Raw genomic sequence first — 24,005 nt, forward strand, 5'->3', positions numbered from 1 at the left:
TTTAAGAGATGAAATACATTGTATGCGAAAAACCCCAAGAGTTTAAGTTAAAAGAAAAACCCATGCCGGTGCGCAAGGATGGTGAGGTATTATTAAAGATTAAAAAAATAGGCATCTGTGGTACGGACATCCATGCCTTCGGTGGGACACAACCCTATTTCGAATATCCAAGAATTTTAGGGCATGAGCTTGCTGCCGAATACATTGAAGGCGAAGCTGAAGGTTACAAACGGGGCGATAAGGTAACTTTTATTCCTTACTTTCATTGTGGTGAATGTGTGGCTTGTAGAAATGGACTTACGAATTGCTGTGCAAAAATTACCGTTTTTGGAGTTCATATCGATGGAGGAATGGCAGAATATATCACCATACCTGAACAGTATTTACTGCATGGTCAGGGATTGGACTATGACCAACTAGCATTGGTTGAGCCGCTTGCTATAGCTGCGCATGGTGTAAGAAGAGCTGCTGTAAATTCAAACGATACGGTACTTGTTATGGGAGCTGGTCCAATAGGAATTGGCCTGATACAATTTGCAAAAATAGCAGGCGCGAAAGTAATAGCGATGGATATCAACGAATACAGGCTGCGTTTTTGCAAAGAAGAACTTAATGCTGACGCCACCATAAATCCTGCAAATGAAGATGTCACGGCAAGACTTATGGAAATCACAAATGGAGATATGCCTACAGTTGTTATAGATGCCACTGGTAACCGCAACGTTATGAACAGCGCTTTTAATTATATAGCTCATGGTGGACGGTTTGTTTTAGTGGGGCTGCAAAAGGATGAGCTCAGCTTTAGTCATCCTGATTTTCACAAACGGGAATCCACTTTAATGAGCAGCAGAAATGCAACAAAAGATGATTTTCTCTATGTGATGGAATGCCTTAAAAATGGCAAAATAGACCCCAAAAAATATATTACCCACAGGGCCGACTTTACCGAGATGATAACTGAATTTGAAAAGTGGATTGATCCAAAAAACAACGTCATCAAAGCGTTGATAGAACTCGATTAAACTTAATAACAAAAATGCTATGGATTTAAGATTAAAAGGTAAAATTATAGTCGTTTCAGGATCGGCAGGAAAACCAGGAAGCATTGGGGAGACCATTGTAAAGAGACTGGCTGATGAGGGTGCCATACCGGTACTTGTAGACCGCAACGACAGAGGTTTTGGCTATGCGGAAGAACTCCAAAAAAGAGGTTTGAATTCATTATTTGTTCAGACTGATGTAACCAATCCGGAGCAAATGGAAGCTGCCGTAAAAAAAATTATTGAAAAATACGGACGAATAGATGCTGTTATCAATAACGTGGGAGTAAATGATGGTGCCGGTTTAGATGCCAGTTATGAAGAGTTCATGGACTCTTTAAAACTAAATCTGGTAAGCTATTTTTTACTGACCAAATATGCACTTCCCTACCTTAAGGAATCTAAAGGTAATATTCTTAATATCGGCTCTAAAGTTGCCTTAACTGGACAAGGGGGAACTTCAGGATATGCCGCGGCTAAGGGTGGTGTATTGGGTCTTACCCGAGAATGGGCGGTTGACTTAATTCAATATGATATCCGCTCTAATGCTATTATCATTGCGGAAAGCCTTACACCTGCCTATGAAGACTGGTTAAAAACGTTACCTGATGGCGAGATGGTATTGGCAAAAATAAATAAAAGTATACCGTTTGAGGCAAGGATGACAAGCCCTGAAGAAATAGCAGATACGGCACTGTTTATTATTTCTGATCGGTCTTCGCACACTACCGGACAATTCGTTTTTGTAGACGGAGGGTACGTACATCTGGATCGATCATTAATCAACGATATAAATTAAACAGCGCTTTATGTATAAACGTATTGACGCCCATCAGCATTTTTGGAAGTTTGATCCTGTCCGGGATAGTTGGATTGACGGGGCTATGCAAAAAATTCAAAAGGATTTTTTGCCAGAAGATCTTCTGCCATTACTGAACGAAAATAAATTTTCTGGCTGTGTTGCGGTACAGGCCAGCCAATCAATGGAAGAAACTAATTTTCTGCTCAACTTAGCGACAAAAAATGATTTCATCAAAGGTGTGGTCGGATGGATAGACTTATTAGATGGCAATATCGCTGAGCGACTGGCTGCTTTTTCAACTCAAAAAAAGCTAAAAGGCTTTAGACACGTAGTGCAGGGCGAGCCAGACGATTTTATGCTAAGAAATGATTTTCGTAACGGTATCAGTGAATTAAAACCGTTTGGTTATACCTATGATATTCTCGTTTTTCATCGCCAGCTGCCTGCAGCAATAGATCTGGTTAATCGTTTCCCTGATCAAGCTTTTGTTTTAGACCATATTGCAAAGCCTGATATAAAATCAGGAGCCATTCAATCATGGAAAGAGAATATAAAGGAATTAGCAAAAGCAGAAAATGTGATGTGTAAAATTTCAGGAATGGTCACTGAGGCTGACTGGCATTCATGGACAATGGATGATCTAAAACCGTATCTCGATGTGATTTTTGAAAATTTTTCGAAGGAAAACCTAATGTTTGGTTCTGATTGGCCCGTTTGCAATCTTGCCGCAGATTACAATTTGGTAGTAAAAACGCTGGAGGAATATCTTTCGCAATTACCAACTCAGGAGCAAGAACTGATTTGGCATGGCAATGCCAACACTTTTTATAAACTCGATCAATAAAAATAATAATACATATATATGGATAATTTATTCAATTTAAAAGGAAAAGTAGCTTTAGTCACGGGAGGATCTGGAGTTTTAGGAGGTCAAATGGGTGAAGTTTTGGCAAAATCGGGAGCAATAACAGTGATAATGGGATCAACCTTAGACAAGGCTGATATCGTCGTTAATAAAATAAAGGCAAATGGCGGAGAAGCTTTTGCTGTGGCTGCCAATGTACTTGATAAACCATCACTAGAAAAAGTAAAAGATTTAATAATAGAAAAATATGGACACCTTGATATTTTAATCAATGCTGCAGGAGGAAATGTCCCAGGAGCAACTATTGCTCCTAATGATACTATTTTTAATATGCAGACTGTAGATTTAGAAAAAGTATTAGACTTAAATATTATTGGTACCATACTGCCTACACAAGTTTTTTCAGAAATTTTTGCTAAACAAAAACAAGGGGTAATCATCAATATTTCTTCTGCAACAGCACAACGTCCTTTGACACGTGTGGTAGGCTATTCGGCATCAAAAGCTGCAGTAGATAATTTCACCAAATGGATGGCTGTAGAAATGGCTACTAAGTTTGGAGAAGGGATACGGGTTAATGCTATAGCTCCTGGATTTTTTATTGGAGAGCAAAATAGAACTTTATTGTTAGAGCCTGACGGAAGTTTGACCGCCAGAGGGAAAAAGATCATCGATCAAACGCCAATGCGAAGATTTGGTAATCCGGAAGATTTGGGAGGAACACTAATTTGGTTGTGTAGCGATGCCTCAAAATTCATTACCGGAATTATTGTAAATGTTGACGGTGGATTTGGAGTTTCAAGTATATAAAAAAGTAAAAACATAAAAAATACCGAAAATGGAACAAACATGGAGATGGTTCGGACCGAATGATTCAGTTAAATTATCTGATATAGCACAAGCGGGTGCTACAGGTATTGTGACTGCACTACATCATATCCCTAATGGGGAAGTATGGGAAGTAGAGGAAATTTTAAAAAGAAAAAACACAATTACTTTTAAAAATGTCGCGGTTGACAATACACTAACAGGTCTTCAATGGTCAGTGGTGGAGAGTATTCCAGTACACGAAGACATTAAAAAACAAACAGGAAATTACCTTCAATATATAGAAAACTACAAGCAAAGTATTAAAAATCTTGCTGCCTGTGGAATTCATACGGTGTGTTATAATTTCATGCCTGTATTGGATTGGTCAAGAACTGATTTAGCTTATGAAATGCCTGATGGATCAAAAGCACTGCGATTTGACATTAACGAATTTACCGCTTTTGATTTATTTATTCTTAAAAGACCGGAAGCAGAGAAAGATTATTCAGCAGAAAGAATTGCTGCAGCAACTGCTTGTTTTAAGGCATTGAGCGAAGCTGACAAAGTGAAACTACAGCAAAATATTCTTGCAGGCTTACCCGGAGCGGAAGAAGCTTACAGTGTTCAGGAATTTCTGACAGTTTTAGACGGTTATAAAAACATTGACAGTGCTACACTAAAAGCGAATCTTTATTATTTCTTGAAAGAAATCATCCCAGTTGCCGAAAGTGTTCATGTAAAAATGGCAATTCACCCGGATGATCCTCCATTTCCAATCCTTGGTTTACCAAGAGTAGTAAGTACTGAAGCTGATTTGACTGCAATGTTAGCCGTTGTGGATTCTCCTTCAAATGGTTTTACTATGTGCACAGGTTCTTATGGTGTAAGACCGGATAACGATCTTGCCGGCATGATTGAACGTCACGGTGCTAAAATGAATTTTATTCATTTAAGAAGTACCCAGAGAGAAAGTGATGGAAGTTTTTTTGAAGCAAATCATTTAGAAGGTAATGTGGATATGTTTGCTGTTGTAAAAGCAATACTCAACAAAGAAAAAGAAACAAAAAATATTATACCAATGCGTCCGGATCACGGACATCAAATGTTGGATGATTTAAATAAAAAAACAAATCCCGGCTATTCTGCTATCGGTCGTTTGCGTGGTCTTGCTGAATTACGAGGATTAGAAATGGGAATCAAAAAAAGTTTATTTAATTGATTTTTTTATAATACTTTGGGAGAGCGCACTGTATTATAAATTAATAAATCGAAATAAAAATATTTACATCTATCCGTGCAATCATTTTTTAGCAAAGTTTAAAAAATGATTGCCTTTTTAGATTCCGTTTTTACTATCTTTAAAAAAGATTTCTATTCAACAGAATTTAAAATTAAACTCATGAAAAAAATTACACTGGTTTCACTTTTGATCCTTTCTTCTATTTTTTTCAGTTGTGAAGCACAGGTAAAGCCAAACGATATTCCCATTCAGGAAGAAGTAAAAAACTATACTTTTGACACAGTCGCTTCTGGTATTGCGATACCATGGGGAATGACTTGGTTGCCTGATGGAACAATGCTGGTTACAGAAAAAAGCGGTATTCTTTATCAAATCAAAAATGGCGCAAAAACCGAAATAAAAAATGTTCCCCAAGTATATTCTCGTGGACAAGGTGGTTTATTAGACATCGCTTTACATCCCAACTATGCTAAAAATGGTTGGTTGTATATGACCTATGCCTCCAGTGAGGGCGAGGGTGAAGGCGGCAATACTAAACTGATTCGAGCAAAATTACTGGATGGAAGTCTCACACAAATAGAGTCACTTTATAAAGCTGCTCCAAACACCACAAAAGGCCAACATTTTGGTTCCAGAATTGCATTTGATAACGACGGTTATTTGTATTTCTCTGTGGGAGAGCGTGGCAATCATTTCGTAAATCCTCAAGACATCAAGCGCGATGGCGGAAAAATATACCGACTAAATGATGATGGGACCATCCCTAAAGACAATCCTTTTGTAGGACAAGCAGAAGCGAAGGAAGCCATCTATTCCTATGGCCACAGAAATCCACAAGGAATGGCAAAAAATCCGTTAACAGGCGCCATTTGGATACACGAACATGGACCACAAGGAGGAGATGAAATCAACATCATAAAAAAAGGAGCCAATTATGGCTGGCCAGTAGTTACCTATGGTATCGACTATGACGGAACTACCATTAGCAAGGAACAGGAAAAACCAGGAATAGAAAAACCCATTTATTATTGGCTGCCTTCTATCGCTCCTTGCGGAATGGCATTTGTCACTAGCGACCGTTATCCCGATTGGAAAGGACATTTACTAGTTGGATCATTAAAATTTCAATATCTTGAATTGGTGAAACTGAAAGGTGACGAAGTGATCGGACGACAAAAAATTGCCACAGACATAGGGCGTTTGCGGAATGTGGCACAAAGTCCAGATGGTTATATTTACATCGCTGTTGAAGGAAAAGGAATACTCAAAATTATACCTAATTAATCTATGTTGACCAGTAAATTATATTTTGAATTTGGCCTGTTTTTATTGGGATGTTTTTATTTTGAAAACCAAATACCTCTTGACAACGTCATTTCAAAAAACAGCTATACAACCGTAGCTAAAGATAAAATAGTGACGCAGAGCCAAACGCCCGGAAAAGAAATCTATCTTGATTTTTGTATCCAATGTCATGGTGCGAATGGAAAAGGAGATAGTAAGAACTTTCCGGTTCTCGATGGTTCTGACTGGCTCATAAATAAAAGAGCCCAAAGTATCCATGCGGTTAAATTTGGACAAAGTGGGCAAATTATTGTCAACAAAATGAAATTCAATAATAGCATGCCTCCCATGGGGCTCTCCAATCAGGAAGTGGCTGATGTGATGAATTATATAATGAATTCCTGGAGTAACAAACAAAGCAAATTGGTCACTGAGAAGGAAGTTGCAGGAATTAAGAATTAGAACCAATCTTATTTCACATATAACTGTCGGATAACTTCCGAGATCAGTCCAGTCCACCCTGTTTGATGATTAGCCCCTAGCCCTTTACCGGTATCTCCATCAAAATATTCAAAAAACAAATGATTTTTGTTGAAAACCGGATCATTTTGAAACTTCTCGTATTCGCCATACATTGGAATTTTCTTGTTGTTGTCCGGAATAAAAAGAGACAATAATCGCTTAGAAACTCCTTCAGCAGCTTGTTTTATATTCATCATTTGTCCCGAATTTGTAGGGAATTCTACTTCATAATCGTTTCCGTAATAACTCGAGAATTTTTCTAAAGAGTCTAAAATTAAATAATTCATTGGGAACCAGATAGGACCTCTCCAATTTGAATTTCCTCCAAACATATCTCCTGTCGCCTCGGCCGGAGTATAATCAACTTGAACTGTTCCTCCCTCGTACGTAAATTTATAAGGATGCTCTTTATGGTATTTAGACAACGAACGGATTCCAAAATCGGATAAAAACTCAGTTTCATCAAACATTCGCTTCATAATCATTTTCATTCGATGTCCTCGAAGGATTGAAAGCAAACGGGTTTCGCCTTTTCCAGGATGATACCAACTGGAGATTAAACTTGCCAAATCGGGACGATTATTCAATACCCATTCGACACGGCGTTTAAAATCTGGTAATTTTTCTAACAAATCTGCATTTAAAACTTCGACTGCGAATAAAGGGATTAACCCTACCATGGAACGAACTTTTAAAAGTTCAGCATCACCATTCTCTTTGTGAAGCATGTCGTAGTAAAACTGATCGTCTTCATCCCAAAGATTTAATTTATCGCCACCAATGGACTGCATGGCACCTGCAATATGCAAAAAGTGCTCGAAGAATTTAGAAGCCATATCCTGATAAACAGGATTTTGAAGAGAAATCTCGCAAGCAATACGCAACATATTTAAGCTATACATCGCCATCCAACCTGTTCCATCGGCTTGCTCTAAATGACCGCCTGTTGGCAAGGCTGCCGAACGGTCAAAGACACCAATATTATCCATTCCAAGAAATCCGCCCCCAAAAATATTATTTCCTCCTTCATCTTTCAGATTCACCCACCAGGTGAAATTTAATAGCAGTTTAAGAAAAATACGTTCCAAGAAAACGAGATCTCCTTTTCCACCATTCATTTCCTTGTCAATTTCATAAACCTTCCAAGTCGCCCAGGCATGCACCGGAGGATTCACATCTGAAAATGACCATTCGTAGGCAGGTATTTGACCATTTGGATGCATGTAATATTCCCTCAAAATAACTGACAATTGTCTTTTTGCAAAATCAGGATCGAGGCGAGCTAACGGTAAGGTGTGAAATGCTAGGTCCCAAGCTGCAAACCAAGGATATTCCCATTTGTCCGGCATCGACAGAATATTGGAAGTATACAAGTGTTTCCAGGAACTATTCCTTCCATTCATCCTATTTACATCAGGTTTTGGCATAGATGGGTCACCCTTTATCCACTCAAAAACATTATAATAATACCATTGTTTTGTCCAAAGCATCCCAGCATACGCTTGACGTTGCACTGATCTCAAATTTTCTTCTTCAATTCCTTTTTGAAGAACGGCATAAAATTCATCGGCTTCAACAAGTCGTTTTTGGAAAATGTCATCAAAATCCCCGAAAGGATTACTCGGGGTCTGATTAGTAAATCGCATGCGATATTCCTTTTTCCCATTAGCAGGAATGAGATCGTCATATTTTACTGAAGCTTTAGTACCAATATGATTCGGATTTACGGCCTCTTTGTCATTATTGACTATATAATCATTTATGCCATCTTTAGTGTAATTTGTCGGATTGGGAGAGTTGTAAAGTCTGTCAAAATTTGTTTCATTATCGCAAAATAAAATTTTATTTGCGTTTTCGGCGTACAATTTAAAATGTCCAACTAAACGATGATTTACTTCAATAATGGAGTTCCCAATACCAGTTAATATCGGTTTGTGGCTATATTTTTCATACCCCCAACACCAGGTATTCCTAAACCAAAGAGTTGGCAAAACCGTCATGGGAGCTGCTATATTTGAGCGATTTTCTACTGTAACTTTAATTAAAATATCCTGTTCATCGGCTTTTGCATATTCTATAGAAATATCAAAATAGGCGTCTTTATCAAAAACTCCCGTGTCCAGTAATTCATATTCCGGTTCAAGACGCGTTCGTTTTTTGCTTTCGTCAACCAGTTTTTCATAGGGAAAAGCACATTGTGGATACTTATAGAGCATCTTTTGGTACGAATGGGTAGGCGTAGAATCTTGATAGAAATATATTTCTTTAACGTCTTCACCATGGTTTGATTCATTTCCTGTCAGCCCAAAAAAACGCTCTTTTAAAATATGATCGTTGTGGTTCCAAAAAGCAAAAGCAAAACAAATATGTTGTTTGTTATCAGAAATTCCGCCAATTCCTTCTTCACCCCATCGATATGCTTTAGAGCGTGCCATGTCATGGGTAATATTATTCCAGGCATCACCGTTTTGCGAATAATCTTCCCTAACCGTTCCCCATTGTCTTTCGGTTAAATAAGGCCCCCACTTTTTCCAGCCCTTATTATCGCTCCTTAATTTTAATCGCGATCGTTCTGCATCTAATTCTGACATATTACCTTTATTAATTGTAATTCGCAATTTATATAAATACGCATTAAAAACAGTTAATTATTCTGTAAAAATCCTATGATCTAAATATTAATAAATTATTTTTTATTCCTTTTAATTTATGATAAGGCATTCGCATAAAAAAGAAATTTATCCGTTTAACAAAATAAGTCTCCTTTACAATCCAATTCCTGTTAAAATCATGACACTCTTAAATCCCCAATCTAAATCTGTGAATTATATAAAAAATATAATCCTTAGGCGGTATTATAATTGACAAGCCGTTCACAAAATGCTTTATATTTGCATTGAAAACTAAATACCGTTTATTTATGAAAAAGCTAGCTCTCGCATTACTTATACTTCCCTCTTTATTTATTGTTGCCAGTTGCAATCGAGGAAAAGCAGCTGATGCTGTAAACGAAAAAGAAAAAATGCAGACCGTAAAACCCGATTCCATAACGAAAAAAACGGTCCTTACAATTGACACTGCAGACTACAACAAAAGAATGTTGGCGTTAAGTAATAATGACACCACTGGAAAATGGCCTGTAAAAACGCCTTATCCTTTGCCAGGAGCTTTACTGCCTTACCATCGAATCATCGCCTTTTACGGAAATTTATATTCCAAAAGAATGGGGATTTTAGGTGAACTTCCCCGAAACGAAATGATTAAAAAATTAAAAGGTGAAGTGGCCAAATGGCAGGCCGTAGATCCATCTGTAAAAACAATTCCTGCTTTGCATTACATCGCTATCACTGCTCAAGGCGCTCCCGGTAAAGATAACAAGCACAGAATGCGTATGCCTTTCAAACAAATTGACACCATTTTGAGTTGGGCAAAACCCATTGATGCTTTGGTATTTCTAGACATCCAAGTAGGTCATAGTAATGTAAAAGATGAAGTGACAACACTAGAAAAATACCTATCAATGCCTAATGTCCATTTAGGAATTGATCCAGAATTCTCTTTGAAAAATGGAGAAATACCGGGTTCAAAAATAGGCACTTTTACCGCCGATGATATCAATGATGCGATTGATATTCTGGCTAACCTGGTACGCAAAAATAAATTGACTCCAAAAATATTGGTTGTACACCGTTTTACGCAAGGAATGGTTACCAATTATAAAAAAATAAAAACAGTACCAGAAGTACAGATAGTAATGGACATGGATGGTTTTGGCGACAGAGTCTTGAAAAGATCTACTTACTTGAGCTATATCTACAGAGAACCGGTTCAATTTACCGGTTTTAAATTATTTTATAAAAATGATATTAAAAAAAATTGGGTAATGTATACTCCGCAAGAGCTGATGAAATTCACTCCTAAACCGATCTACATTCAGTACCAATAATACGCTTTTGAATTATGAAAAATATTTCGTTTTTAGTTTTTACAGGTCTTTTTTTATTGGTTGGTTGTAACTCTAAACCAAGTAAAATAGAAAAGGCGACAACTGAGGTTAGCCTGCCGGTGCAAAAAGTTGCCCCCAAAAAAGAAATGGCTGACGTAGCAACAATTCTTTCCAAAAAAGAAGTGCCTATATTATGCTATCATAATATTAAAGAGCTTAGTGCCAATGCTGGTGAAATGACAAAAACCTATACGGTGACTCCCGCTAATTTTGCCCAACAAATGAAAGCATTGTCAAACGAAGGATATCACTCCATTTTACCGAATCAATTGTATGAATATTTAGTTCACGACGCTCCTTTACCTGCTAATCCTATAATGATCACTTTTGATGATACGCGTGGAGAACAATACAGTATAGGCGCTGCAGAAATGAAAAAATATGGTTTCAAAGGAGTATTCTTTGTAATGACTGTCTCTATCGACCGCCCTAACTATTTAACAAAAGAACAAATTAAAAGTTTATCTGACAGTGGAAATACCGTTGCAGCGCATACTTGGGATCATCATATGGTAACTAAATATGCAGGAGAAGACTGGAATACGCAACTGATAAAGCCCAAAAAGAAACTCGAAGACATCATTGGTAAACCAGTGACTTATTTTGCCTATCCTTTTGGTTTGTGGAACAAAGAAGCTATTCCCGAAATAAAAAAGAACGGATACCAAATGGCATTTATCTTGTCTACCAAAAGAGATTCAACTGCTCCGCTCTATACAATCAGACGTATTATTGTTGCAGGACAGTGGTCTACTCCAAGTGTAATGAAAGCTATAAAATCTTCATTTAACAAATAGTCAAAACACGGTTATTTACATAAAATCCTAACCCCAGTTATTAAATCTAATTAATAACCGGGGTTTTTCTTTTAATCGGAATAAAAGGCGAACCAAAGATTTACTGTATAAAATTGACGTTGCTTTTTATTAACAGAAAGTATTCTTTCCAAATTTTCTATTTCTTTAATTACTTGTTTGTTTTTCAAACAACAAACCTTCATGTGCCCTACTTAAAGGGGGTCCGAAATAAAAAATATTTTTTAGACTGCTAAATCAAAAAAAACAACATTGCAAAACAGCGTAATTATCAAAAAACAATAGTCAAAAAAAGAATGTTGTAAAAATTATTAAATAGCCGCATAATTCTTATTTACATAAAATTTAAATTGGTATTTTAGCTTTAAAGATGCGTTTTTTACAACAAAACGCCTCAAAGTTTAATTTTTTAATAATGTATTATTATGATGAAATTGATACCTAATTTAAACCAAAATGGTTGGGATGAAATGTTTTCTAATGAAGGAGTTCGGGAATCTTACCGTCAGGTATTGCAAACATTACAAAGTTTAAATCACGAAAAACTAAACGATAAGCACAGGCAAGCTTCTGATTTTTTTATGAATCAAGGAATCACTTTTACCGTTTATAGTGACGATAATCAAGGTATTGAACGGATTTTCCCTTTTGATATCATTCCAAGAATCATTACCCAAAAAGACTGGAACGAAGTAGAAACAGGTATAAAACAAAGGCTAAAAGCACTCAATTTATTCCTTGAGGACATCTATAACGAACAGCTTATAATAAAAGAAGGCATAATTCCGGCTTCATTAATTGCCACTTGTCCGCACTATATCCAAGAAGTTCATGGTATTAAAGTCCCACACAACATTCATGTTCACATTGCAGGAATAGATTTAATTCGGGGAGCAAAAGGAGAATTTTATGTATTGGAAGACAATTTACGTTGTCCGAGTGGCGTGAGTTACATGCTTGAAAACAGAGAAATAACCAAACGTATTTTTCCAGAAATGCTCGCCTCTAATCATGTGAGTATGGTAAGTAATTATCCGATGATTTTTCATAATATCTTGGTTTCGCTTTCTCCAAGAAATATCGCTAACCCTAATGTAGTCCTGTTAACTCCAGGAGTTTATAATTCGGCATATTATGAACATACCTTTTTAGCCCGACAAATGGGAATTCCTTTGGTCGAAGGAAGAGATTTAGTTGTAAATAACAATAAAGTTTATATGAAAACCACTTCAGGGCTTCATCAGGTGGATGTTATTTACAGACGCCTCGATGATGAATATCTTGATCCTTTGGTTTTTAAACCGGATAGTACGCTGGGCGTTGCCGGACTTATAAGCGCTTACAAACAAGGGAATGTAGCATTGGTAAATGCAGTAGGGAACGGTGTCGCCGATGACAAAGCCGTATATGCCTATGTGCCGGCTATGATAAAATACTACATGAACGAAGAACCAATCCTCAAAAATGTGCCAACATACAGAATGGAAAATCTGGACGAAAGAGAAATGGTTTTTGCCAATATGGAAAACATGGTTATCAAGGAAACCAACCAGAGTGGTGGCTATGGAATGACTATGGGAAATAAGGCCACACAACAGGAATTAGAAAATGCAAAAATTGCCATTGTTGATAATCCACGTAATTTTATTGCACAACCCATTATTCAACTCAGTACGGTTCCTTGCCTTATAGACGGTGAATTAAAACTACGTCATGTCGATTTGAGACCTTACGCTTTGTGTGGTCCTAATGGCGTAAAAATAGTCCCTGGTGGACTAACTCGGGTAGCGCTTACCGAAGGCTCATTAGTCGTCAATTCTTCTCAAGGTGGAGGAAGTAAAGACACCTGGATCATAAAGTAAGGTCTAATCATGCGAAACCTTTTTAAAAAATAAACAAAATGAAAGTAAATATGCTCAGCCGGGTTGCAGACGGAATGTTTTGGCTCAACCGATATATGGAAAGAACAGATGGAATGTTACTTACCCTAAACACCTTTTATATCTTATCTTTTGACAAGGAAACAAATGATTCTCAAGGGTACAAACCTTTATTGGAATACTATACCGATTTGCCACTGGAACAAATAAATCAAGTACAATACGATACAAATTTCGTTTTAAAGTATATCATTTGCGATAGTCCAAACCATAATTCCGTAAAGAACCTTGTCATTAAAGCACGAGAAAATGCGAGAGGCTCACAAGATAAAATTACAAAGGAACTTTGGGAACACATCAATTCTTTGTATCATTTTATGAATTCACCTGACTTGCCAAAAAAATTAGAAACTTCTGACGCAAGTAATATTATCTCTAAACTCAATAAAGATTTTTTACTGTACAATGGAATTCTTCAGGTTACGATGCCCAGGGGACTAGGTTGGTGTTTTTCAAGTATTGGCAAACACATAGAAAGATGTCTGCAAACTATTTCTCTAACCCAAGCTTACTATGCTCCTATTCAGTACAATCTTGATGGGAAAGAAGATTTACTGTATTGGAGAAGATTATTACTTTCTCTTTCAGGTTATGAATTGTATTTAAAAAGCTACAGCAATATTCCGCACAATCGCAAGGTAGTACAGCAGGTTATCTTTAATAGAGATTTTGCCCATTCCGTGATTTATACTTTAGAATTAATAGATACCTATTTGAACAACCTGTTCAAAGATAATAATCTTAGCGAAGCAAGGACATTGCACAATCAATTTGGAAGACTCAAAAGTTCTGTTGAATTTACAGATTATCATCATCTTACCAACCAAGAATTGGAAGACGTACTTAACAATACCAGAACACAATTGATCCAGTTTTCGACAGATTTTTCTAAATTATTTTTCTCTTATACGTAATATAAAATGGCAATTTTCAAAATAGTTCACATCACAAAATACCAATACAATTGGCCTATAAAAGAAAGTATAAATGAGATTCGTTTATTTCCGCACCATTTTGACAACCAGGATGTTCTTCAGCACCAACTTTTAATAACGAATAATCCTGAAGTAGAAATTTCACAAGATTACTTCGGTAATCGAGTGGGCAATTTCAATACTTTGGAAGCACATACTGAAATGACTATCGAATCCCGAATGTTAGTACGGGTCAATCATTCGCTTAAAATCCCTGAAATAGATTATACTACTGTAAAGGATTTGGCAAAAGAGACTGAAAAAAACATTTCTTTACTGCGACTTTGTTATCCCGAAACAATTGAAAAACAAAATGAAATTAATGTCATTCTTGACGGAATAAACACTACTGACAAACCCATTATAGAAATTGCACAACAATGCAATCAATATATTTTTACGAATTTCACATACACCAAAGGAATCACTAATATAGAAACCACGGTCGATGAAATCTTAGAAATCAGAAAAGGGGTTTGCCAAGACTTTGCGCATGTGCTATTACAGCTCTTGCGTACCGCCGGAATTCCCTCGCGATATGTGAGCGGCTATATTTGTCCAAACGAGAGCGGGCTCAGAGGTGAAGGTGCTACGCACGCCTGGGTAGAAATTTACACTCCAAAACAAGGCTGGCTAGGGTTAGACCCTACTAATAACATCTGGACGATGGACAACCACGTGAAACTGTCAATCGGTCGAAATTTTTATGATTGTACTCCGGTAAAAGGAACTTTCAAGGGACTTTCCAGACAGACGCTTTCCGTATGCGTTTCGATAGGCTACGAAGATGGAAGACAATTTGAAGATATAAATAATGTGCAACTGGAAGAAGTTTCCATAGAACTCCAGGAACAATTGGATTACATAGAGCTACTCCAGCAGCAGCAGCAGCAGCAGCAATAATACTCAAGTTGTTTTATCAAAAGAAAAGCGAATCAAATTATTACTTTTGATTCGCTTTTTTTATTAAATTAAGGTCTGAAACTTCCTTAAATCCAATCCATTATCACATATTATACAACCAACTTTGAGGATTGTTATATGTGGTGTTTTGAAGAATTAAAAATTTAATTATGGTTCTGCCTTCGCTATTGGTTCTTACTTTTCCGATACTTTGTTTTGTGCTTACTTTATCCCCTTTGTTTACATATACAGAACTTAAATTCTGATAAACCGTAAAGAAATCCCCATGTTGTATCATTACCGCTTTATTTATTGGAGACAAAACGATTACACTTGTTACTTCCCCTCCAAAAACGGCTCTTGCACTGGATCCTTGATCCGTAGTGATTTCCACTCCACTATTGTGAATAACTAATGTTTTATAAACAGGATGCGCCTGATCTCCGTATCCTAATGACACAAATCCTTTTTCCACAGGCCACGGCAATTTACCTCTATTGGCTCTAAAATTATCCGCAATTAATTTTGTCTCAGCGGTCAGTTCAATTTTTGAGGAAGATACTGAAGACGAAGAAGCAATTTCTTTAGCGCGTGTTTTTATCTCCGCTTTTGAATCTGTTTTTGAATCCGCTTTCGATTCTGCTTTTGCTCTTTCCATCGCTCTTTCCATCGCAGCTTTTCTATTGGCTTCGGCAATAGCCTGACGAATTAATCTGTCAATTTGTCTATCAATCGATCTGGATTCCTGTTGTTTTTTCTTGATTTCAGCAAGTATCTTGCTTTTGTCTTTCTTTATGGATTTGACTAATTTTTCCTGCTCTTGTCTTTCTTTCTCTAATGACAAACGCTCTTTTTCATTTTCAACAATGAGCTTTTGTTTGGCTCTTTTTTGTACATCTAATTTTCCATTATATACAATAAGTTCTCCCGTTTTAGATTTGATCTCCTCGCCTTGCATCTTTCTGTAATTCGTGTACTGTTTCATGTACTGTGCCCTTTTATAGGCCTGCAAGAAATTCTCAGATGATAATAAAAACATTGCTCTACTTTCCTCAGAACGGCTTTTGTATGATTTTACAATCATCTCAGCATAATCTGCCTTTAGTATTTCCAGTTCTTTTTTAAGTTTATTGATTTTTACCTGATTCACATACATGTCATTCCCTAAAAGCTTCTTTTGCCTTTCCGTCGTGTTAATCAGTTTTTCTTTAAGCTTTATCTTATTGCTTTGTACAATAATTACATTTACTGCCGTTTTTTCTTTTTTCTTTACGGTTTGTAACAGCTTTTCATTTTCGCGAATTTCTTTTTGAATCTGGGCTTTTCGTTCTTCTAATTTTTCTTGTTGAGACGTTTGACTCCACATTAGTGAAGTCATGCTTATAAAAATTAGGCTTAGGAGAAATTTTGGCATCTTAAAAAAATATTTTTTGCAAATTTACTTAATTATAATTCTTTTGTACCCATTTGGAACACTATAAGGAAAAGAAAGTTCTTCATTGAACGTTATACTGTTGTAATCTAAATTAATTTCCGTTTTACCTTTCTTTTGAACTGTATTTATTAGAACATTTGAAGGCAATGTTGCTTCATTGTACACTTTATTATCGGAATAAGCCACCTGAATCATTCTGTCTTCAGCCGTTTGTTTTATTTCCTGTCTTTTAATCAAAAATTTCTCGGTATCAAAAAAGAACGATTTTTTAGTATTGTTATTCGAAACATCATCCAGTCTATAGGTTTGTTCAACTAACGATTCAGTATATTTTCCTTTATTCAAATCATCTATTGCATCGCCAAGCAACATATTTTGGATTTTATTAAAATCCAGATCAGTTCCTAACCACTGACTCAATCCTTTGAAATCTCCTTCAAAATAACTGCCATTTATTTTTTCATAATAATTCACTGCAGTTGGCGTAATCAATGCTTTTGCCATTGTAATTCCTAAAAACCGAATACTAATCAAAATTTGCTGGTCTTTCTTTATTTTTATTTCGGCAGTAACATTTTGAGTTTGCTTCTCATCAGCATATCTTGCATTGGACTTAATATATAATGTAGAAAAATTGTTTTTATTGTTGTAATGATTTTCTATTATTTTATCAGCAGTCAAATAGTTTGATTTTATACTTGCCTCGGCTACAACCGATTTCGATTTACAGGAAACCATAAAGACCACAAGTGCTACTAGTATTGAAATTTTTTTCATTATTTTTTTTGTTTTAATAATTCATTTGCTTTGGAGAAATAAAACTCTTTTTTCTTGAAATCTCCCAAACCATTATATGCCTCTCCAAGCTGTATATTGAAATTCGTTTCTAATGTTATGTCATCTACCAAATAATCCAATCCCATTTCCAAAATTTCTTTGGCTTTTTTATATTGTTGCAATTGATTGTTCGCTAAACCAGAATAATAATAAAACTGCGGTTGCGTGGGAAATGTTTCAATCATTGTCATGGCTTTTTTGTCCACCAAATCAAATTGCTTTACTTCGGTATATGCCTGGAGTAAAAGCAAATTCGTTTCGATATCTTCGGAAGGGCCATTCTTTAATGCCCTCTCATAATATGTAATAGCTTTGTCCCATTGCTTTTTACTATGATAATATTTTCCAATTTCTTTGGCAACATTAACTGTCGCATCATTGTCGAAATAGACAATGGCTTTTTCTAAATCAGGAGAATATTGAGGATTTTTGTCTACAAAAATCAAAAACTCATTCAGCATTCTATGTTTTATCTTAGAATCTATCTTGACACTTGCCAAAGAAATATTCATCGCATTTATGGCTTTTGGAGCTTCATTATTATCCAAATAAATTTTGAATAAGCTCACTTGCGCCCATTCAGAATTTGGAATTGCTATTACTAACTTTTTCGTTATTTCAAATGCTTTCTCGGCTTCATTATTCTTGGAATACAAATTAATCAGTGCAATATAATTTGATTCTTCTTTTGGGTTTTTATCGATCTGCGCTATTAAATTCGCTATCTCTGTATTTTGATATTTCCCTTCAGACAAAATCTGCATTTTGTATACTTCCCTTCTTTCTGATTTTCCAAAAGTAGCATTCAATTCATTGATGAGATCAAGGGCTTTATCAAATTGCCTGGTTCCCATATAAAGCGACGTTAAATCCTCTTTGTACTTTTCGTCAAATGGTATTAATTTATTGATAGCAATCAGCGCCTGATTGTAATTAGCGGTTTCATAACTCACATCATACATTCCAACCCAAAACCATTTGTTTTTGGGATCAATTTGTGTCGCGTGCTCAAATGAATTATAGGCATTTCCATAATCCTTTGATGCGAGATAATTTTTTCCCAATTCGAAATATACTGTGGCATTACCAGGTTGCAGCTTTGCACATTGTTCCAAAGCTTTAATTGCTTTGTCATAATTTTCGATCCCTTTTTGAAGCAACGATTCATAAAAAAATTCTTCAAAACTATCTTTTTCCTGCTTAATTTCTTCCGGTTCAGTTTGTGCCCATAGCAAAGGTGAATTGCATAGCAAAACCAAAAATAGAATTATGAAAGCTCTTTTTTTCATTGAATGTTTCTTTCAATTTCACCGCTTTAGATCTGCTATTCTAACACTGAATAATCTCCTATGCTTATACTTGCAAAATTACCATTAAAACGGGCATGATTACCTATCATGGCATTATCCAGATTAGCATTTTTTATATGAGAATGAGTTTGTACCAAACTATTTTTTATCGTGCTGTTTGATACATGACACCCGTTTCCTAACGATACATTAGGGCCGACAGTTGCATTTATCAAAATTACATCTTCCCCAATATAACAGGGTGGAATAATGGTTGAGTTTTCTGACTTAACATCAAAATCTATCAAATGTACCCCATCGTTGTGTAAAAAACCTAACATTCTGGAATTCGTTTCCACAGTTACGTTCTTATTCCCACAATCCATCCACTCGCCGACTTTACCAGGAACAAATTTCATGCCCTTTTGTTTCAAATTCTCTAAACCATCCGTCAATTGGTATTCTCCGCCTTTTGTAATTTCATTGTCCAACAGGAATTGCAGCTCGGTACGCAAGTCTTCTCCTTTTTTGAAATAGTAGATTCCTATTATCGCTAAATCTGACACAAACTCCTTTGGTTTTTCAACAAAATCCACGATTTCATTCTTTTCATTCAGCTGAACTACGCCAAAGGCACTCGGATCAGCAACCTGCTTGACCCAAATTACACTGTCAGCAGCGGTATCCAAACTGAAATCAGCTCTAAAAAGGGTGTCAGCATATGCCACAACGATAGGTCCGTCCATACTCTCCTTAGCACACATAATGGCATGTCCGGTTCCTAAAGCTTCATTTTGATAATAAATAGTTCCTTTGGCTCCTAATTTTTCGGCAATGGCGATTAAATCAACTTCTACCGGTTTTCCAAAATCTTTATGGATGACAAATGCAATTTCATCGATTTTCTGATTGATTACACTTGCAATATCTTCCACTAATCGGTGAACAATAGGTTTACCTGCAATAGGAATTAATGGTTTAGGAATGGTTAATGTATGTGGACGAAGACGTGAGCCACGTCCGGCCATTGGGATTATTATTTTCATGTTTGGTTATTTTATTAAAAGATTAAAGAATTTAAAAATTGAAAGAGGACCTCCTTTTTAAATCTTCAAATTATTCCATTTTTAAATTTACTATGTTTTTAAACTGAACATTGCTGTCTATTTTACTCCGGTACTTCCAAAACCACCTTCGCCTCTCGAGGTTTCCGTTAGTTCTTGAACTTCTTCCCATTCTGCACGTTCGTGTTTTGCGATGATCAGCTGTGCGATGCGTTCTCCGTTTTCTACTACAAAAGCTTCCTGGGATAAATTTACTAAAATCACTCCTATTTCACCTCTGTAATCAGCATCAACTGTTCCGGGAGAATTAAGAACCGTGATTCCTTTTTTGGCAGCCAAACCACTTCTTGGGCGTACTTGTGCTTCATAGCCTATTGGTAATTCTATGAAAAGACCTGTTTTTACAATGGCTCTCTCCAATGGTTGTAGCGTTATTGGGTTCGTTAGGTTTGCTCTTAAATCCATTCCTGCCGAAGCTATGGTTTCGTAGTTTGGCAATTCGTGTTCTGATGTATTGATAATTTTTATAGTCATTTTTATTTTTTTTTTAGCCCCCGATAATTACGAATTTTTTTTGACTCACCATTTTCGGCGAGGTAAAAAAGAGTATACCGGATCGCAGGAAATAGTTCCTGAAATTTTAATTAAATTCTAGTTGTTTTTTCGGTTCAAAATTCTGGTTAACATTTCTTTTTCGTTGTAATATATAAAATACATAAATGCGAGTAATAATGGAATTCCAACAAAATAATTTTCTCTGAAACCATAAAATGAAATAACAGAAAATCCTATTGAGAGAGAAAGATACCCGCCTATTTTCTTAGTTTCATACGGTATTGGGTAGTATTTATTTCCTAAATAATAAGAGATAAACATCATGCTTCCATAGGCTGCGATAGTTGCAATTGCCGACCCATAATAACTCATGGTCGGAATGAGCATATAGTTTAATACCAATGTTATTATGGCACCAACAATGGAGATATAAGCTCCAATATATGTTTTGTCTATTAGTTTGTACCAAACAGAAAGATTGGTGTAAATCCCTAAGAAAAAATTGGCGAGAATAATCAATGGAACCACTTTCATCGCTTCCCAATAAGACGTATCACGAATCATAAAATATTTCAAAATATCGGCAAAAACGATTACCGCCAATAAAATAAAGGATCCAAAAATGACAAAATATTTAGTCACTGTAGCATACGTTTGAGGCGCATCCTTGTTTGAAGCATGGCTAAAAAAGAAAGGTTCTATTCCTAAAGTGTAAGCCGTTCTATACAAAACCATGAACAACCCTAATTTATAACAGGCGGAATACACTCCAACTTCAGCTTCAGCGCTATTGGCAGGTAATAATCGTCCCAATAAAATTTTGTCGAACTGTTCGTTGATGGCAAATGCGATTCCTGCTACCATTATGGGCAATCCGTAGCGCATCATTCGTTTCCATAGACCAGCATCAAACTTCCATTTTAGCAAAATGTAATCCGGCGACAGCACTACAAATGTCAATAAACTGGAAATGATATTGGCTAAGAATATATAACCAATCTGAAAATTTTCTATATACAAAGAACCTAAAAACCCATTTGGATGGGATTCGGCAATTTTGGGTAAATAGAGTAAAAAGAAAACACTCAGAGAAAGATTGATTAAAACATTTCCGATTTTAATTGCAGCATATACCATCGGTTTTTGGTATGCCCTCAATTTTGAAAACGGAATAATAACCAAAGCGTCCAACACTAAAATCCAAATCGTATACGTAATATATTGCGCGTCTATTCCAGACCATTGTGCCAATGTATTTCGGAATAAAAGGGCAACAAACAGAAAAGAAATTGAGGTCCAAAAAATCGAAACCATTGTAGTTTCTACAACTGATTTCTTGTTGGTTTCATTATTGTAAAACCTAAAAAAAGCGGTTTCCATTCCATAGGCAAGAATAACATTGAAAAAAATCATCCAAGCGAAAATTATCGAAACTTTTCCATATTCGGCTTTTGGCAGCAAATCAGTATAAAGTGGCACTAGTAAAAAACTGAACATCCTCGGTAAAACCGTCGCTAGTCCGTAAATTGCTGTTTGTTTGAAAAGACTTTTATATAATCCCAAAATGGTTTGTCTGTTTATATTTAGAAAACAAAAATAACTAATTCTTTGGTTTAATCCCGTGAAGATAATATTTGTTTTTTGGGACATGGAATACTCATGGTAGAAAAATCTTCATTCCTGATTCCTCCTATTTCATCGATGGATGGGTAATTGCTGGCTTTTCTTTGACATTGATTATTTTGTAAAATTGGGTTTTATTCATTTTCGTATATTCTAATACCGCTTCATCAGGTTTTAAATCGAATTTCCCTTTTGTTATAACTGGTGCTTTATTCCCATATTCTTTTAAGGAATCACGATCCATAATTAAATCCAGATTAATATTTTTTGGAGGGAAATGGGCGAAAAAAATATTTTTGCCAACTTTCTTAAGATTCGTTACCTGATTTCTAAAATAAATTTTCTCAAGCTTAATATCTCTAGAAAGAACCTTTTTGAATTCTATATAAAAATCGGTTCCGTTTCCGGTTTCTTTTTGTTCACCAATCCATCTTTGAAAATAAACTGATTTTATTTCCTGTGGAAATTCCGTTTGAAGTTCTTGTTTCATGGCACAAAAAGTTAAGCTAATTGCAATTATAAAAAGAGCATAATTCTTTTGCATCGTTTCATCTTTTTGAGATCTAACTTAATCCTTCTTCGTTTAAAATTTTAAGAAAATGGAATCCTTTTGGGACATAGCCTTGGTTGTAATAAAAGCGATGTGCGGTGAAATTTCCCGTAAAAGCATCCAAAACTATCATTGTACAACCGGTTTCTTTGGCTTTTGCATCTATGTAATCTGTCATCATTTTACCCAAACCCTTAGAGCGATGTTCCGGATGAACAATAAAGTTGTCTATCTCAATGTATTTTCCCGACCACAGTTTTGTTCCCGACCAAAATCCTGAAACTGCAACACAGACCTCATTTTCAAAAACGGCTACTTGCCTGTAATTATGCGGAATCATCTCAACCAGATAGGATTCATATTTTTCTAAAGTAAATGTGGGATACAAAAATCGCATTACTTCAATGTTGTTAAGCATTTCACCTAATGTGATTAATTCTCTAATTTCCAGTTTCATTCTTTTCTAATGATTATTTAAGACTATAAAATTAATAAAAAAAAGAGCCAACAAATGTTGGCTCTTAGAATATATTTTGAATCAATAATTATTATCCATTCAATGCTTCCGCACCACCAACAATTTCTAAGATTTCATTAGTAATAGACGCTTGACGTGCTTTATTATAAGTCAATTTCAATTGATTTCTCAACTCAGTTGCGTTATCAGTTGCTTTGTGCATTGCAGTCATACGTGCTCCATGCTCAGAAGCAAATGAATCACGAATTCCCTTATACAATTGTGTTTTCAATGATTTTGGAATCAAAGTCAACACGATTTCTTCTTTTGAAGGTTCAAAAATATAATCTCCAGCTGAAACTGTAAGATCTGATTTTATAGGTGCTAATGGCAAAAATTGTTCTGTTTGAACAATTTGTGTCGCAGCATTTTTAAATTGGTTGTAAATCAACTCAATTTTATCATATTCACCAGAAACAAATTTTTCAGTTAATATATCAGCAATTTTGGCAACATTATCAAAAGTCAATGCATCAAAAATAGCACTTTGATTATCCACAATCGTTAGTGATTTGCTCAAAACATCATTTCCTTTTTTACCAATAGCAAAAATATCAACTTGTTTCCCTGCATAAAACTCAGAACGGCTTTTAGCTTCTTTGATAACATTAGTATTAAATGCACCACATAAACCTCTATTTGAAGTAATGGCTACAACTAAAACTTTTTTTACCTCACGTTGTGTCGTAAACTCTCCACCCGCATCACCTTCAAGTGTAGCAGAAAGATTTTGCAATAATTCCGTTAATTTTTCGGCATAAGGGCGCATTGCTGTGATTGCATCTTGTGCTTTCTTTAACTTTGCTGCAGAAACCATTTTCATTGCCGATGTAATTTGCATCGTAGATGAAACGGAAGTAATTCTATTACGGATTTCCTTTAAATTTGCCATTTTATTGTGGTATTGGGTTGGGTATTGGGTGTTAGACTACAG

The 24,005-nt window shown here is 35.8% G+C and carries 22 protein-coding genes; 12 read left to right on the plus strand and 10 right to left on the minus strand.

What is annotated here, in order from left to right:
- Positions 1-8 precede the first annotated feature (8 nt).
- From ACNQGH_RS02200 to ACNQGH_RS02230, 7 genes are all read left to right on the plus strand, one after another.
- The gene (locus ACNQGH_RS02200) at positions 9-1,022 is read left to right on the plus strand and encodes a zinc-binding alcohol dehydrogenase family protein (protein ID WP_417954337.1); all 1,014 of its coding nucleotides are present in this window, start codon (positions 9-11) and stop codon (positions 1,020-1,022) included.
- 19 nt (positions 1,023-1,041) lie between these two features.
- On the plus strand, positions 1,042-1,839 hold the full coding sequence (locus ACNQGH_RS02205) for an SDR family oxidoreductase (RefSeq protein WP_417954338.1): 798 nt from the start codon (positions 1,042-1,044) through the stop codon (positions 1,837-1,839).
- A 10-nt stretch (positions 1,840-1,849) separates the two neighbouring features.
- A complete protein-coding gene (locus tag ACNQGH_RS02210) occupies positions 1,850-2,686 on the plus strand; it encodes an amidohydrolase family protein (RefSeq protein WP_417954339.1) in 837 nt (278 codons plus the stop codon).
- Positions 2,687-2,704: 18 nt separating this feature from the next.
- Complete coding sequence (locus ACNQGH_RS02215; RefSeq protein ID WP_417954340.1) at positions 2,705-3,517, plus strand: SDR family oxidoreductase; 813 nt, start codon at positions 2,705-2,707, stop codon at positions 3,515-3,517.
- Between the two features lie 28 nt (positions 3,518-3,545).
- On the plus strand, positions 3,546-4,736 hold the full coding sequence (uxuA, locus tag ACNQGH_RS02220; protein WP_417954341.1) for a mannonate dehydratase: 1,191 nt from the start codon (positions 3,546-3,548) through the stop codon (positions 4,734-4,736).
- A 180-nt stretch (positions 4,737-4,916) separates the two neighbouring features.
- The gene (locus ACNQGH_RS02225) at positions 4,917-6,041 is read left to right on the plus strand and encodes a PQQ-dependent sugar dehydrogenase (RefSeq protein ID WP_417954342.1); all 1,125 of its coding nucleotides are present in this window, start codon (positions 4,917-4,919) and stop codon (positions 6,039-6,041) included.
- 3 nt (positions 6,042-6,044) lie between these two features.
- Positions 6,045-6,503, plus strand: coding sequence for a c-type cytochrome (locus tag ACNQGH_RS02230; protein ID WP_417954343.1), 459 nt, complete (start codon positions 6,045-6,047; stop codon positions 6,501-6,503).
- Positions 6,504-6,511: 8 nt separating this feature from the next.
- Here ACNQGH_RS02230 and ACNQGH_RS02235 read toward each other — a convergent pair whose 3' ends face one another.
- Entirely contained in the window at positions 6,512-9,154 is a 2,643-nt protein-coding gene (locus tag ACNQGH_RS02235; protein WP_417954344.1) for an MGH1-like glycoside hydrolase domain-containing protein, read from the minus strand.
- A 329-nt stretch (positions 9,155-9,483) separates the two neighbouring features.
- On the opposite strand from ACNQGH_RS02235, the gene ACNQGH_RS02240 reads away from it, so the two are divergent.
- The 5 genes from ACNQGH_RS02240 to ACNQGH_RS02260 all read left to right on the plus strand — a co-directional run bounded on the left by ACNQGH_RS02240 (position 9,484) and on the right by ACNQGH_RS02260 (position 15,201).
- Positions 9,484-10,509, plus strand: coding sequence for a hypothetical protein (locus tag ACNQGH_RS02240; protein WP_417954345.1), 1,026 nt, complete (start codon positions 9,484-9,486; stop codon positions 10,507-10,509).
- Positions 10,510-10,523: 14 nt separating this feature from the next.
- The gene (locus ACNQGH_RS02245; protein WP_417954346.1) at positions 10,524-11,366 is read left to right on the plus strand and encodes a polysaccharide deacetylase family protein; all 843 of its coding nucleotides are present in this window, start codon (positions 10,524-10,526) and stop codon (positions 11,364-11,366) included.
- 443 nt (positions 11,367-11,809) lie between these two features.
- Positions 11,810-13,246, plus strand: coding sequence for a circularly permuted type 2 ATP-grasp protein (locus tag ACNQGH_RS02250; RefSeq protein ID WP_417954347.1), 1,437 nt, complete (start codon positions 11,810-11,812; stop codon positions 13,244-13,246).
- 38 nt (positions 13,247-13,284) lie between these two features.
- Positions 13,285-14,238: an alpha-E domain-containing protein gene (locus ACNQGH_RS02255; protein ID WP_417954348.1), complete on the plus strand. Its 954-nt coding sequence runs from the start codon at positions 13,285-13,287 to the stop codon at positions 14,236-14,238.
- Between the two features lie 6 nt (positions 14,239-14,244).
- Entirely contained in the window at positions 14,245-15,201 is a 957-nt protein-coding gene (locus tag ACNQGH_RS02260) for a transglutaminase family protein (RefSeq protein WP_417954349.1), read from the plus strand.
- Between the two features lie 103 nt (positions 15,202-15,304).
- On the opposite strand, the gene ACNQGH_RS02265 is transcribed toward ACNQGH_RS02260, so the two are convergent.
- The 9 genes from ACNQGH_RS02265 to atpG all read right to left on the minus strand — a co-directional run bounded on the left by ACNQGH_RS02265 (position 15,305) and on the right by atpG (position 23,963).
- The gene (locus tag ACNQGH_RS02265) at positions 15,305-16,579 is read right to left on the minus strand and encodes a murein hydrolase activator EnvC family protein (RefSeq protein WP_417954350.1); all 1,275 of its coding nucleotides are present in this window, start codon (positions 16,577-16,579) and stop codon (positions 15,305-15,307) included.
- Positions 16,580-16,639: 60 nt separating this feature from the next.
- Positions 16,640-17,413, minus strand: coding sequence for a lipoprotein insertase outer membrane protein LolB1 (gene lolB1, locus ACNQGH_RS02270; RefSeq protein ID WP_417954351.1), 774 nt, complete (start codon positions 17,411-17,413; stop codon positions 16,640-16,642).
- A complete protein-coding gene (locus ACNQGH_RS02275) occupies positions 17,413-18,762 on the minus strand; it encodes a tetratricopeptide repeat protein (protein WP_417954352.1) in 1,350 nt (449 codons plus the stop codon). Before ACNQGH_RS02275 ends, lolB1 begins: the two co-directional genes overlap by 1 nt.
- A gap of 35 nt (positions 18,763-18,797) precedes the next feature.
- Positions 18,798-19,808, minus strand: a complete 1,011-nt coding sequence (locus ACNQGH_RS02280; RefSeq protein ID WP_417954353.1) for a sugar phosphate nucleotidyltransferase — start codon at positions 19,806-19,808, stop codon at positions 18,798-18,800.
- Positions 19,809-19,925: 117 nt separating this feature from the next.
- Positions 19,926-20,360 carry a dUTP diphosphatase gene (gene dut / locus ACNQGH_RS02285; protein WP_417954354.1) on the minus strand — a complete coding sequence of 145 codons (435 nt, stop codon included), beginning with the start codon at positions 20,358-20,360 and terminating at the stop codon, positions 19,926-19,928.
- 117 nt (positions 20,361-20,477) lie between these two features.
- On the minus strand, positions 20,478-21,944 hold the full coding sequence (locus ACNQGH_RS02290; RefSeq protein ID WP_417954410.1) for a lipopolysaccharide biosynthesis protein: 1,467 nt from the start codon (positions 21,942-21,944) through the stop codon (positions 20,478-20,480).
- Between the two features lie 127 nt (positions 21,945-22,071).
- On the minus strand, positions 22,072-22,494 hold the full coding sequence (locus ACNQGH_RS02295) for a hypothetical protein (protein ID WP_417954355.1): 423 nt from the start codon (positions 22,492-22,494) through the stop codon (positions 22,072-22,074).
- Positions 22,495-22,567: 73 nt separating this feature from the next.
- Entirely contained in the window at positions 22,568-23,011 is a 444-nt protein-coding gene (locus ACNQGH_RS02300; RefSeq protein ID WP_417954356.1) for a GNAT family N-acetyltransferase, read from the minus strand.
- 91 nt (positions 23,012-23,102) lie between these two features.
- Positions 23,103-23,963, minus strand: coding sequence for an ATP synthase F1 subunit gamma (atpG, locus tag ACNQGH_RS02305; RefSeq protein WP_417954357.1), 861 nt, complete (start codon positions 23,961-23,963; stop codon positions 23,103-23,105).
- Positions 23,964-24,005 lie beyond the last annotated feature (42 nt).

The sequence above is a fragment of the Flavobacterium kochi genome, assembly GCF_048286715.1.
Taxonomy (GTDB): domain Bacteria; phylum Bacteroidota; class Bacteroidia; order Flavobacteriales; family Flavobacteriaceae; genus Flavobacterium.